Origin of the sequence: Mesorhizobium sp. C416B, assembly GCF_030323165.1 — a bacterium.
Taxonomy (GTDB): Bacteria; Pseudomonadota; Alphaproteobacteria; order Rhizobiales; family Rhizobiaceae; genus Mesorhizobium.
In genome coordinates, this window is record NZ_CP100471.1 from 4,370,208 (window position 1) to 4,382,654 (window position 12,447).

General features: G+C 61.9%; 10 protein-coding genes. 5 read left to right on the forward strand and 5 right to left on the reverse strand.

What is annotated here, in order from left to right:
* Positions 1-56 precede the first annotated feature (56 nt).
* Positions 57-2,261 (forward strand): ABC transporter permease, encoded by a 2,205-nt coding sequence (locus NLY43_RS21320; protein ID WP_245267878.1) that lies wholly within the window; start codon positions 57-59, stop codon positions 2,259-2,261.
* A 14-nt stretch (positions 2,262-2,275) separates the two neighbouring features.
* Positions 2,276-3,376: an ABC transporter ATP-binding protein gene (locus tag NLY43_RS21325; protein WP_023711639.1), complete on the forward strand. Its 1,101-nt coding sequence runs from the start codon at positions 2,276-2,278 to the stop codon at positions 3,374-3,376.
* A 165-nt stretch (positions 3,377-3,541) separates the two neighbouring features.
* Here the strand turns inward: NLY43_RS21325 and NLY43_RS21330 are convergent, their stop codons facing one another.
* The 4 genes from NLY43_RS21330 to NLY43_RS21345 form a co-directional block, all read right to left on the reverse strand.
* A complete protein-coding gene (locus NLY43_RS21330) occupies positions 3,542-5,923 on the reverse strand; it encodes a xanthine dehydrogenase family protein molybdopterin-binding subunit (RefSeq protein WP_023711640.1) in 2,382 nt (793 codons plus the stop codon).
* Complete coding sequence (locus NLY43_RS21335; protein ID WP_023711641.1) at positions 5,920-6,912, reverse strand: FAD binding domain-containing protein; 993 nt, start codon at positions 6,910-6,912, stop codon at positions 5,920-5,922. The genes NLY43_RS21330 and NLY43_RS21335 overlap by 4 nt, the downstream gene beginning before the upstream one ends.
* Positions 6,909-7,400, reverse strand: coding sequence for a (2Fe-2S)-binding protein (locus tag NLY43_RS21340; protein ID WP_023711642.1), 492 nt, complete (start codon positions 7,398-7,400; stop codon positions 6,909-6,911). Before NLY43_RS21340 ends, NLY43_RS21335 begins: the two co-directional genes overlap by 4 nt.
* 240 nt (positions 7,401-7,640) lie before the next feature.
* Entirely contained in the window at positions 7,641-8,474 is an 834-nt protein-coding gene (locus NLY43_RS21345; protein WP_031199376.1) for an SDR family oxidoreductase, read from the reverse strand.
* 155 nt (positions 8,475-8,629) lie between these two features.
* Here NLY43_RS21345 and NLY43_RS21350 point away from each other — a divergent pair, with 155 nt between their 5' ends.
* Entirely contained in the window at positions 8,630-9,523 is an 894-nt protein-coding gene (locus NLY43_RS21350; RefSeq protein ID WP_023711644.1) for a LysR family transcriptional regulator, read from the forward strand.
* A 307-nt stretch (positions 9,524-9,830) separates the two neighbouring features.
* On the opposite strand, the gene NLY43_RS21355 is transcribed toward NLY43_RS21350, so the two are convergent.
* Complete coding sequence (locus tag NLY43_RS21355) at positions 9,831-10,418, reverse strand: TetR/AcrR family transcriptional regulator (protein ID WP_023711646.1); 588 nt, start codon at positions 10,416-10,418, stop codon at positions 9,831-9,833.
* 103 nt (positions 10,419-10,521) lie between these two features.
* On the opposite strand from NLY43_RS21355, the gene NLY43_RS21360 reads away from it, so the two are divergent.
* Positions 10,522-11,337, forward strand: coding sequence for an oxidoreductase (locus NLY43_RS21360; RefSeq protein WP_023711647.1), 816 nt, complete (start codon positions 10,522-10,524; stop codon positions 11,335-11,337).
* Positions 11,338-11,405: 68 nt separating this feature from the next.
* Positions 11,406-12,407 (forward strand): NADP-dependent oxidoreductase, encoded by a 1,002-nt coding sequence (locus NLY43_RS21365; protein ID WP_023702756.1) that lies wholly within the window; start codon positions 11,406-11,408, stop codon positions 12,405-12,407.
* The last annotated feature ends 40 nt before the right edge of the window (positions 12,408-12,447 follow it).

Sequence of the window (12,447 nt, forward strand, 5' to 3'; positions counted from 1 at the left end):
CCGGCTGCCCTTCGCGGCAGCTGGCGCACCGTCCTTTGGCAACAGAAAGACATTGAATGGCCGCGGCCGGTTCCATGGTCAGTTCCGCTCCTGGACGCAGCGCGCTCCCCTGGGTAATGGCCGCGTGGGCGAGCTTCGTGCTCTTGCCTTGGTACAAGGTCGAAGGCGGCTTCCTTTCGTTCGACTGGCTGGCACAGCCGGCGGATGCGACGCCGGCCATCATGCTGGCGCTCGGTGGCCGGCCCTGGCTGTTGCCGATTATCCTGCCGCTTCTGCTGGCGAGCTGGCTGGTGGCGCGCAACAACCCCAAGAGCCTGGCGGTTGCAGGCGCGGCGGGCCTGCTGTGGCTGGCCATCGAAGGCTTTTCCATCATCCATTCGGGCTGGGGATTTGGCTTGCTTACCCAGGTCGCCGGCACGCCGGGACCGATACAGCCGGGGCTCGGCTGGGGTGCGGCGCTCTATGCCGTGGCGATGCTGATGTTCATCGCCGAGGCGCTCGCTGCGCGGGGATGGTGCAAGGGCGACCGTTTCGTCGTCGGCTCGCTCTCAATCGTGATTGCTTCGCTGATCCTGTTCGTCGCCTATCCGCTGCTGTCGATCCTCACCTCGGCCATCAAGGACAATGACGGCAATGTCGTGCCGGCGCTGTTCTTCGATAAGATCTTTAGCGCCAACATATGGAGCCTGCGCTGCCTCTATGGCGAGGGCTCCTGCGGCGTGGCGTGGAACACGGTGGCGATCGCAGTCCTCGTCGGCTTTTTCTGCACGGCGCTCGGCCTAGCGCTGGCGCTGATCGCGCTACGCACCAAGCTGCCGGCCAAATGGTTGCTGCGCGGCCTGTCCATCCTGCCGATCATCACGCCGCCCTTCGTCATCGGCCTGGCGCTGATCCTGCTGTTCGGCCGCGCCGGCATCGTCACCAACCTCATGTCGGTGCATCTCGGCATTCCGCGCAGCCGCTGGATCTATGGCATGGCCGGCATCACCATCGCGCAGGTGCTGGCCTTCACGCCGATCGCCTTCCTGGTTTTGGTCGGCGTGCTGCAAGGGGTCAGCCCGAGCATGGAGGAGGCGTCGCAGACCTTGCGCGCCAGCCGCTGGCGGACGTTTCGCACCGTCACCTGGCCGTTGATCCGGCCGGGCCTGGCCAGCGCCTTCCTGATCTCGTTCATCGAGAGCATGGCCGATTTCGCCAATCCGCTGGTGCTGGGAGGCAATTTCAACGTGCTGTCGACCGATATATTCTTCGCGGTGGTTGGCGCGGCGCACGACCAGGGTCGCGCGGCGGTGCTGGCGATCGTGCTGTTGATGTTCACGCTGGCAGCCTTCGTCATCCAGCGCCGCTGGATCGGCAGCCGCAGCTACGTCACCGTCGCAGGCAAGGGCGATGGCGGCGTACCGGCGACGCTGCCCAAGGCCTTGCGGATCGGCTGCTACGCCGCCGTCGTTCCGTGGCTGGTTCTGACCATCGTGGTCTACGGCATCATCCTGGGCGGCGGTTTCGTGCAATCGATCGGGCGCGACAACACGCCGACGCTCCAATATTTCCTCACCGCCTTTTCGATCGAGAAAGGCGTCAATGGCTGGTTTTTCAGCGGCTCGGCCTGGCCGTCGCTGCTGATGACCATCGGCCTTGCGCTGGTGGCGATGCCGTTCACCGCGGCGCTCGGCATCCTGACGGCCTATCTGCTCGACCGGCAGCGTTTCGCCGGGCGTACCATGTTCGAGTTCCTGGCCATGATGAGTTTCGCCATTCCCGGCACGGTGATCGGCGTCAGCTATATCCTTGCCTTCAACGTGCCGCCGGTGCAGTTGACCGGTACCGGGTTGATCATCGTCATCTCCTTCATCTTCCGTAACATGCCAGTGGCGATCCGTGCCGGGCTCGCCAATCTGGGCCAGATCGACAAGAGCCTGGACGAGGCATCGCTGACGCTTGGGGCGCGGTCTTTTGCTACCTTGCGGCGGGTGATCCTGCCGATCCTGAAGCCGGCGATCGTGACCGCGATGATCTACAGTTTCGTGCGCGCGGTGACGGCGGTCAGCGCCGTCATCTTCCTGGCGAGCGGCCGGTTCAACCTTGCCACGGTCTACATTGTCGGGCGCGCAGATGTCGGCGAATACGGCATCGCGATTGTCTATTCGGCGGTGATGATCGTCGTCATGATGGTCATCCTCATTGGCATCCAGCTGCTGGTCGGCGAACGCCGGCTCGGCCGGCGCCGTGCGGGTCCGGAAGCCGTCGTGGCGGCAATCTGATGGGGAGAAGCGGCGTGGATCAGACGGCGAAGAATGCTGCCCCGGTTGTCACGGACAGGCCGGCCGTGCGGTTCGAGGGCGTCACCAAGAAATACGGCGCGGTGATCGCCGTCGACAATGTCAGCTTCGACATCGCGCCGGCCAGCCTGGTGACGCTGCTCGGGCCCTCGGGTTGCGGCAAGACCACGACGCTCAGGCTGATCGCCGGGCTGGAACAGACCAGCACCGGGCGCATCCTGATCGACGACAAGGATGTCACCTTGCTGTCCGCCGCCGAGCGAGATGTCTCCATGGTTTTCCAGTCCTATGCGCTGTTTCCGCATATGAACGTGATGGAGAATGTCAGCTACGGCCTGCGGGCGATGGGGCTTGGCAAGGCGCAGGCAGCCGAGCGCGCCGCCGAAAAGCTGTCGCTTGTCGGCCTGTCCGGCTACGAGAAGCGCCAGCCGAGCGAGTTGTCCGGCGGCCAGCAGCAGCGCGTCGCGGTGGCGCGCGCCATCGTGCTGGAGCCGAAGGTGCTGCTGTTCGACGAGCCGCTGTCCAATCTCGACGCCAAACTGCGCCGGCGGGTGCGCGACGAAATCCGCGGCCTGCAGCAAGATCTGGCGCTGACCATGGTCTATGTCACGCATGACCAGGAAGAGGCGCTCGCCGTCTCCGACCGCATCATCGTCATGAACGCCGCTCGCGTCGCCCAGGACGGTACGCCGCGCGACCTCTACAACGAGCCGACCAACCGTTTCATCGCCAACTTCATGGGCGACGCCAATCTGCTCGACGTCGAGGTGGTTTCCAGCAATGCGACCAGTGCAAGGGTCAAGGTCGGACCCTTGCTGCTCGACATGCCGGGTCGCGGTAACGCTCCGGGACCGGCGATGCTCGCTGTGCGCCCGAATGCCGTGCGAATCTTGCCCGGCCAGCCAGCGGGCACCATGAAGGGCCAGGTGGTCAAGAGCTCGTATCTCGGCGACCACATGGAATACCGGATCGCGATCAGCGATCCGGCGGTCGAACTGTTCGCGACATCGCCTGATGTCACACCCGCCGTGGCGGAAGGGACGATGGTCGGGATCGATTTCGATCCGGCGAAGATCGTGCTGATCAAAGACAATTGAACGCGCCGGGAAAACCGTTGCACACTTTCCCGGCGTTGCTTGGTGACGTTACAACAGGCGGCGACCAGGGATTAGCGACCCAGTTTTGCCTTGGGTTTAGAATCGTTGTTTTTGCATGCTCGCCTATTTGCGAGCCTGAGGGTCACCAGGGCGCATCGACCGAACTCAAACGAGCTTTTCCAGCGTGATCGGAAGGCTTCGAATGCGTTTGCCGGTCGCGTGGAAGACGGCATTACCGATCGCAGGTGCGACCCCTACGACACCGATCTCGCCGACGCCTTTGCCGCCAAGAGCGGTTGCCTGCATGTCCGGAATTCCAACCGAAATCACCTGGATGTCGGGCACATCGGCGTTAACCGGGACGGCATAGTCGGCAAAATTCGCGTTGATGGTGCGCCCGTCTCGCTGGTCGACGTAACCTTCTTCCAGGAGAGCCTGCCCGAGACCCATGACCATACCGCCGATCCACTGGCTTTCCGCAAGCTTCGGATTGAAGATCCTGCCGCTATCGAATGCCGAGACCATGCGCTTGACGCGGATCGTGCCAAAATCCTCATCGATCCGAACTTCCACGAAATGCGCACACCAGCTATGGGCCGAGACGCCTCCTTCCACAGCGCCCTTCAACTGTGCAAAACTGCGGTCAGCTCCGTTCTTCATCTCCTCGGTGGCGCCGGGAGCAAAGGTGTTACCCTCGATTTCCAGTTTGTCTTTGCCCACTGCCTTCAAGAGTTCCGCGATGCCGATACCGCCGTTCGGCCGTCGGGTCGGTTGCACCGAGCCGTTTTCGAACGTGAGGTCAGTCGCCTTCGAGGCTGCCAGCGGCGACTTCGGATCGGATGCGGCAAGCGCCAGCAAGGCGTCCCGTGCATTCCTGGCCGCCTTGTCCACCGCTCCCGTCAGGTTGTTGGCTTGCTGGGAACCGCCTGCGAGCGCCGATCTGGGGAGGAGGGTATCGCCCAGCCGCACCGCGACTGTCTCAACAGGAACGCCCAATGCGTCAGCCGCTGTCTGGGCGAGAATGGTATAGGTCCCCGTTCCCATGTCGGTGCCCGCGCTGAGGACTTCGATCTGTCCACTGGCATGGAGTACGATCTTGGCTTCGCTCGCGGTACGGATCATGGGGTATGACCCGGCGGCCATTCCATAACCGATCAACTCGCGGCCTTCGCGCATCGAGCGAGGGGCCGGGTTCCGGTTCCACCAGCTGAAGGCTTCCGCGCCCACGGCATAGGCTTCGCGTAACTGTCGAGTGCTCCACTTCATCCCATTGCTGGGATCCGTCTCCGCCCAGTTGGCAAGGCGCAGCGTGACCGGATCCATGCTGAGCGCGTACGCCAGCTCGTCGATCGCGCTTTCCACAGCATAGGCACTGGGGTTTTCGCCGGGGCCCCGTTTCCAGCCGGGCTGGACCGTATTGACCGGGACGACGTTGAGACGTGAAGAAAAGTTCGGCGTCGCATACATGATCTTCGTCACATTGTTGCAAGCCTCGATATGGACTTCGTCAATCGCCGTCTCGTTCCAGCTCTCATGGACGATCGAGCTTATCTTTCCGTCCTTCGAGGCTCCGATTGAGAGTGTCTGCCGTGTCGCCGGTCGGCCGCCAAGGCCGGTAAAGGTCTGCGGCTGCGTGAGAGAAACCTTGATCGGCCTGCCCAGTTTCCGCGAGGCCGCGCAAGCCAGCCCCACATGCGGATGTGCCCCGATCTTGGACCCGAACCCACCGCCGACATAGGGCGAGATCACCCGCACATTCTCGATGTCGATGCCGAGCCATTCCGACACGACGCTCCGTGCCCCGCCAACCCACTGGCTGGGCTCCCAGACGGTGATTTTCCCGTTGTCCCAGGAAGCGATGCACGCATGCGGCTCCATCGGCACATTGTATTCGCGTGACGTCGTGTAAGTGACGTCTACCTTGACCTCGGCATTGGCCAACGCTGTCGCCGCATCGCCCCACGCGGCACCCATCTCATCGATGGGCTGCACTTTTGCCTTGGGATCGTTGATGTCGAGAATAGGGTCGCCGTCCTCATATTCGATCTTGAGAAGACTTGCCGCTTCCGTTGCCTGCTCAAAGGTTTCTGCGACCACGAGCGCGATATGCATGCCGTTGAAACGGACCACATCGTCTTGAATTGGGGTAAATTCCTCGGTCGCTCCGCCGCCCTTGCTGTAGACGGTCGGCTTGTTGAGCTTCAGGGAATTCTGCGCGGTGTAGACATCCAGGACACCCGGTAGAGCCTTGGCGGCCGACGTATCGATACTGACGATACGCCCTGCCGGCCGCGTCGATTGGACAGTTACGCCATAGGCCAGGTTCTCCAGCTTCTGCTCGATCGCATAGCGAGCCTGCCCGGTTACTTTCAACGGGCCTTCGGCGCGGGAAAGCCTGGCACCGAGAGCTGGCGCCTTGGCGGGGACGGTCTCAGCCGCAACGGCTTTTGACGAGAGATCGACAGCGGCGCCAGCGACAGCGGCTACGCCGGCGCCGAGCTTCAAGACGGTGCGGCGGTTGAGTTCGAACGCGTTACCATGTGTCATGCGATACCTCCTACCGTCATCAGGGCGCGGGCCACGACCTTCGGTGCCAGTTCAACCTTGAATGCGTTATGTCCGCTCGACTTCGCGCCGTCGCCGGCGGCTGACGAGGCGCTACGAATCGTCGCCTCGTCGAGCGTCTTTCCCTTGAGCAAATTTTCGACGGCGCGCAGGCGCCAGGGTTTGGTGGCGAGGCCGCCGACCGCGATGCGTACTTCGCGAATTGTCTTGCCATCGGCTTCCAATTCGATTCCGACAGCAGCGCTGGCCGCGGCGAACTCGTACGACGCGCGATCCCGGACCTTGAGATAATGCGAGCGTTCCAGGGCTGCCGAACGCGGGATCTCGATCCCGACGACCATCTCGCCGGCCGACAGCTCATGCTCAAGGTGCGGGGTATCGCCAGGGAGAAGGAAGAATTCGTCGGCGGGAATTTTGCGTTCGGAAGCTCCCCGGATGATGACCGTGGCGTCGAATGCCACCAGGGAAACCGCAAAATCTCCGGGGTAGATTGCTATGCACGCGTCACTCGTGCCGAGCACCGCGTGGTTGCGGTTGACGCCGCCAAGGGCAGCGCATCCGGAACCTGGATTGCGCTTGTTGCAGTTCGAATAAGCGCCCGGGTCCCGGAAGTAGGTGCAACGGGTTCGCTGCATCAAGTTTCCACCGATGGACGCCATGTTGCGCAGCTGTGCCGAGGCAGCGCGCCACAGGCTTTCGGAAAGCACCGGCGCAGCCTGCTTGATATCGGCGTGGTCGGCGACCTTGCTCATCTTGGCGAGCGCACCGATGCGAATGGCATCCGCCGATACCTCGATCGTGTCCAGGCCGGAAAGGCGCGTGATGTCGACCACCCGCGCAGGACGCTCGACATTCAGCTTCATGAGGTCAAGAAGCGTGGTCCCACCGGCGAGAAATCTTGTCTCTGGCTTGGCAGCCTCGGCAAGCGCCCTCGCGGCATCTTTGGCGCGGAGATACTCGAAAGGTCTCATAGTGCTGCCTCCTTCTTCAGGCGGCTGGCGGCATCGCGCACCGCGGCGACGATATGGGGGTAAGCGCCGCACCGGCAGATGTTGCCGCTCATGTATTCGCGGATGTCCTCGTCCGTATCGGCGTGGCCCTCACGAATGCATGCAACGGCCGACATGATCTGACCGGGGGTGCAATAGCCGCACTGGAATGCATCGTGCTCGATGAACGCGGTCTGGACTGCGTGCATCACGCCGTCGGCAGCCTGGAGGCCCTCGATCGTCGTGACCTGACGGCCTTCGACCTGGGCCGCCAGCGTCAGGCAGCTCAATACCCGCTCGCCGTCGACGTGGACGGTACAGGCGCCGCACTGCCCATGATCACAGCCTTTTTTCGTGCCGGGCAGGTTGGCATGCTCGCGTAGTGCATCCAGCAGAGTCACGCGTACATCAAGATTGAACTGGTGGCGCCGGCTGTTGATGTCCAAGGCTAGCTGTCGGTGCTCTGGCATGTCGTCTCCTCGAGTGGCGGGCGGGATTGGGACTTCTCGCGAAATCGATCGGACCGACGAAGCCTACGGCATCGGTCGGAAAGGGACGTCTATTCGAAGGCCTGTCATTGGCCGGTTGCCTAAGGGTCAACCCTCAGGAGAGCACGGACGCGACATCCGAATTAGCCCTCAAAATTCGCATGAGCCTATCGACGGCGCTCATAAATAGACCTGCGACGACGGCAGTGCTGGATGCGACGTTCAGCTGTCGAAGGCCAGCGACCCGGATAGCTCCTCATGGGCATCGACCTGCTGCTGCAGCAGAGCGAGTTTCTGCCTGACCATTGCAAGAGCATCGGCGCCGGCGATGAACCGACGGGGCAACTCCGGCTTGTCGACCAGAGTGATCAACGCCTGCGCGAGTTTCGCGGGGTCGCCGACTTGCTGGCCGTTCGCGGCTTTCCAACCCGTTATCTGCTGGGCGCGACGTTCGCTGTAATCGCTGACGAATGACGGAGCATATTGTGTGGATTCGTCCGTCAGCAGCTCCGTGCGGAAAAACCCGGGGTTCACGATCATCGTTTCAATGCCGAACGGCGCCACCTCGGCTTGCAGTGACTCGATCCAGCCATCAACGCCGAACTTTGCCGCGGCGTATGCAGAACAGAACTCAAAGCCGACCAGGCCGGCCGTCGATGAGATGGCAATGACCTTGCCAGAACCCTGCGCGCGCATGACTGGCAGGACTGCGCGGGTGACGTTCATGGCGCCGGTCAGGGTGGACGCGAGCTGAAGTTCGATATGGGCCGGAGTCAGGTCCTCGAAATAGCCGGCATAGAAGCCCGCGGCATTGTTGACGAGCACGTCGAGGCGACCAAAGCGGTCCAGGGTTGCCTTCACCGCGGCGTCGGCGTCGGCCGGCTTGGTCACGTCCAACGTGACGACCAAAAGATTGTCCGACTGCCCGATCGCCTTGGCGACCCGATCTGGGTTACGACCGGTCGCAACGACCTTATCGCCGATGGCCAGGACCGCTTTGGCAAAGTCGAGGCCCATGCCTCGCCCTGCGCCGGTAATCATCCATACTCTGTTCATAGGCATATCCTTCATGGCCGGTATCTTTCAGTTTATGCTGCGTTGGCTTGTGGCACGTCCGTCTCAGCGTTCGTTGTCTGCCTGGTGAAATAGCGAATAGGACTCGATACGATTAGCCTCTATAATCTGCATGAAGTTAGAAATGGGATTGATAAATGAGGCGCGGAGATTTCAGCGAGCTGGCAGTCTTCATCGCCGTAGCAGAGGCGGGCAGCTTCACACGCGCCGCAGCAAAGCTTGGTCTATCGCAGTCGGCGCTCAGTTACGCTGTCAGAACGCTGGAACAGCGCATGGGAGTCCGGCTGATCTCACGCACCACCCGCAGCCTGTCCGTGACGGTAGCTGGAGAGCGCTTGCTGCGAAGCCTGCGACCGGCCTTCGATCACATCGAAAGCGAGATCGCCGCCGTCGCCGCCCTGCGCGACAAGCCCACTGGCCTCATTCGCCTGACGACATTCCGGTATGCTGCCAAATCAGTACTGTGGCCCGTCATCGCCAAACTCCTTCTGCAGTATCCGGATATCGAAGTGGAATTGAGCCTGGACGAAGGTCTGGTTGACATCGTTGCAAGCAAATTCGACGCCGGTATCCGGATCGGCGAGCAGGTCCAGAAGGACATGGTGGCAATAAGGATCGGCCCGGACCTGCGTATGGCGGTGGTTGGATCACCGTCGTATTTTGCAACCCGAACGGTTCCAAAGACACCGCGCGAACTTGGGGAACACAAAGGCATCAGCTACCGTCAGAAGACCAGCGGCGGGCTCTTTGCCTGGGAGTTCGAAAAAGGCGGTGAGGAACTTGAAGTCAGGATGAATGGCCCCCTCATTATCAATGACGGGGAAATGCTGGAGGCTGCGGCCCTCGACGGCCTCGGGCTAGCATACACGTTTGAGAGCCAGGTCGCTCCGTTCATCGCAGACGGACGCCTGATCCGGGTGCTGGAAGACTGGTGCCAACCCTTCCCGGGCTATCACCTCTATTATCCCAGCCGACGCCAGCACACTGCAGCGTTCGCTCTTCTTGTGGAGGCACTCGGTCTCAAGGCGTGACTGAGGGGCGAAACACGCCGCTCTAACTTGGCAAAGTGAGTTATCCCTCCTCATCAGCACGATTTTCGGGCGTCCAATCGATTTCCTCCGTCGCAAGTTACCCCCCTTACGGACTGCGTCGCGGTGGCCGTCCGATTCCGAGCCATGAAGCTGCCAGTCGCTTCCGGCCCTAATGCGGTCATTCCCTGATGCAGGTTGAGATGGCCTCGTGCTGGCAATGGCCGATGACTTTAGGCAAAGCGACCCTTCTTGTAATGCGGCCCGCCATGATGAGGATGTCAGGCTCTTTGCTGCTGCCGCTCTATCTCTAAATGGATGCCTTCTCGCCGTCACGTGGCTGGATCAGCCTGCGCGCGGCATCTGCTCCTGCCGCAAGGAAGCGATCCGACAATTCGGTCCCTGCCACCGCGCGGGCCAGTTGAAGCGCGCCGATGAGGGTCGCAAAGACGCCCATGGCAACGCCTTCCGGATCCCTGGCCTGCGGAAGCGCTGCAGACAACTGGCGCACCAGAACCAGCAAGCGTTCGGTATAGACTTGTCGCGTTTCGAGCGGCTGACGCGCGAGTTCCGGGAGCAGCGCGGCGTTGGCGCAGCCCGTTCCCGGGTTGTCCCGGTGCGCAGCTGACAGATACGCCGCTATGCCCATCTCCGGACCACCGGCGGCCAATACCTCCTGCAGTTGCTGCACCTGGCTCTCCAGTGCCGCTACAAGGCTTTCACGCACGAGCTCCGCCTTGGACTGGAAATGCGGATAGAAGGCTCCGTTCGTCAGCCCGGCGTCGCCCATAATGGCTGCCAGTCCGGACGCGGCGATGCCGTCACCGCGAAAACGCTGGGCTGCGACCTCGACGATGCGATCGCGGGAGGCGTCCTTTCGGCCCTTTTCGTAGCGCATGGCGGCTCTTCCTTTCTGCTATTGCATTATGAGTGTAATATGATATTACGATCATAATTCAATCAACGGCAAAAAGCTAGCCCTCATGTCTCTGGAGTATCAAATGAATACCCTTTCGGGAAGAACCGCAGTCGTGACCGGAGCCTCTTCGGGCATCGGCCGCGCCAGTGCCGAGGCCTTGGCGCGGGCGGGGTATACCGTCTTCGGGACAAGCCGCAGCAAGGCCGGCAACGGCCCGGCTAAGGTGTCCATGCTGACCTGCGACGTGACCGACGGGGAGTCCGTCAGCGCCCTCGTTGCAACCGTGCTGGCCCAGACCGGTCGTATCGATCTGCTGGTGAACAATGCCGGTGTCGGCCTGCTTGGCGGCGCCGAGGAATCTTCGGTCGCACAGGTGCAGGTTCTGTTCGACGTCAATCTGTTCGGCGTCATGCGCATGACCAATGCGGTGTTGCCGTCGATGCGGCGCCGCGGCCAAGGGCGCATCGTCAACATCGGCTCGATTCTAGGATTGGTGCCCGCGCCATACTCAGCGCACTACTCGGCGGTCAAGCACGCGCTGGAGGGCTATTCGGAATCGCTCGATCATGAGGTTCGCGCCTTCAACATTCGCGTCTCGGTCATCGAGCCGGCATTCGTGCGCACCGTCTTCGACCAGAACGGCATCGAGCCGGATTCCCTGTTGAAGGACTACGATCAGGCGCGCGCCGGTCTCAAGGCGCTGCTTGCCGATGTGATGCCCAAAGCCGATCGGCCGGAAGTGGTGGCGGATGTGGTCGTCAAGGCAGCGACCGACGCCCGTCCGCGACGGCGCTATACCGCAGGGAAGGCAGCGCGCCAGGTCAGCCTGCTGCGCCGCTTCGCCCCCGCGGGGATGTTCGACAAGACCTTGCGCAAGCAGTTCCGCCTGCCGGTCTGAACAACGATGGGACGGAGAATTTCACACACAAACGGCACACCAACGGACACTCTCAGAAAGTCACTGCCATGAAGGCATTCGTTGTCGATAAATATAACAAGAAAGGCATTTTGCGGCTGGCCGAGATGCCGGAGCCGGAGCTGCTGGACAATGACGTCCTGGTCGAGGTCCATGCCGCCGGGGTGAACCTGCTGGATTCCAAAATCAGGACCGGCGAATTCAAACTCGTCCTTCCCTATCGCCGGCCCTTCATCCTCGGTCACGACGTTGCCGGGAGGGTTGTCAGGGTGGGCTCGAAAGTCCGCAAATTCAAACCCAGCGACGCCGTCTATGCGCGGCCGCGCGACGGCCGGATCGGGACATTCGCCGAATTCATCGCAATCGATGAAGCCGACGTGGCGCTGAAGCCGGCGAACCTCAGCATGGAAGAGGCGGCCTCGATCCCGCTGGTCGGTCTGACCGCCTGGCAGGCTCTCATCGAGAGGGCGGGTCTGAAGACAGGCCAGAAGATCTTCATCCAGGCTGGCTCCGGCGGCGTGGGGACATTCGCCATCCAGTTGGCAAAGCACCTCGGCGCGATCGTTGCGACAACAGCGGGCGCGGCAAGCAACGATCTGGTCAGGGATCTCGGCGCCGATGTCGTCGTCGACTACAGGAAGGACGACTTCGAGAAAATCCTGTCGGGCTACGACGTCGTCCTGAACAGCCAGGACGCCAAGACGCTTGAGAAATCCCTGACTGTGCTGAAACCGGGTGGGAAGCTCATCTCGATTTCCGGTCCTCCGGATCCCGAATTTGCCAGGAAACAGGGACTGAACGTGGTGCTAAGGCTGCTGCTGCGGCTGCTGAGCCGTGGTATCAGGACCAAAGCCAAGCGCCGGGGCGTGGGATTTTCGTTCCTGTTCATGTCGGCGCAAGGTGAGCAACTGAGCAAAATCACGTCCCTCATCGAAGATGGGGCGATTCGCCCGGTCGTCGACAGGGTCTTTCCTTTTGAAGCGACCAATGAGGCGCTGGCTTACGTCGAAACAGGACGCGCCAAGGGCAAGGTCGTCGTCAAGGTCAGATAGCGCGCCCAGTTGCTTTGGGGCATTTGAGAGACACCAAAGC

What these genes read in the sequence shown, in the direction of transcription:
- NLY43_RS21320 (WP_245267878.1), top strand. Translation starts at nt 57, where the DNA reads ATGGCCGCGGCCGGTTCCATGGTCAGTTCCGCTCCTGGACGCAGCGCG.
- NLY43_RS21330 (WP_023711640.1), bottom strand. Translation starts at nt 5,923, where the DNA reads ATGACACATGGTAACGCGTTCGAACTCAACCGCCGCACCGTCTTGAAG.
- NLY43_RS21335 (WP_023711641.1), bottom strand. Translation starts at nt 6,912, where the DNA reads ATGAGACCTTTCGAGTATCTCCGCGCCAAAGATGCCGCGAGGGCGCTT.
- NLY43_RS21340 (WP_023711642.1), bottom strand. Translation starts at nt 7,400, where the DNA reads ATGCCAGAGCACCGACAGCTAGCCTTGGACATCAACAGCCGGCGCCAC.
- NLY43_RS21345 (WP_031199376.1), bottom strand. Translation starts at nt 8,474, where the DNA reads ATGAACAGAGTATGGATGATTACCGGCGCAGGGCGAGGCATGGGCCTC.
- NLY43_RS21350 (WP_023711644.1), top strand. Translation starts at nt 8,630, where the DNA reads ATGAGGCGCGGAGATTTCAGCGAGCTGGCAGTCTTCATCGCCGTAGCA.
- NLY43_RS21355 (WP_023711646.1), bottom strand. Translation starts at nt 10,418, where the DNA reads ATGCGCTACGAAAAGGGCCGAAAGGACGCCTCCCGCGATCGCATCGTC.
- NLY43_RS21360 (WP_023711647.1), top strand. Translation starts at nt 10,522, where the DNA reads ATGAATACCCTTTCGGGAAGAACCGCAGTCGTGACCGGAGCCTCTTCG.
- NLY43_RS21365 (WP_023702756.1), top strand. Translation starts at nt 11,406, where the DNA reads ATGAAGGCATTCGTTGTCGATAAATATAACAAGAAAGGCATTTTGCGG.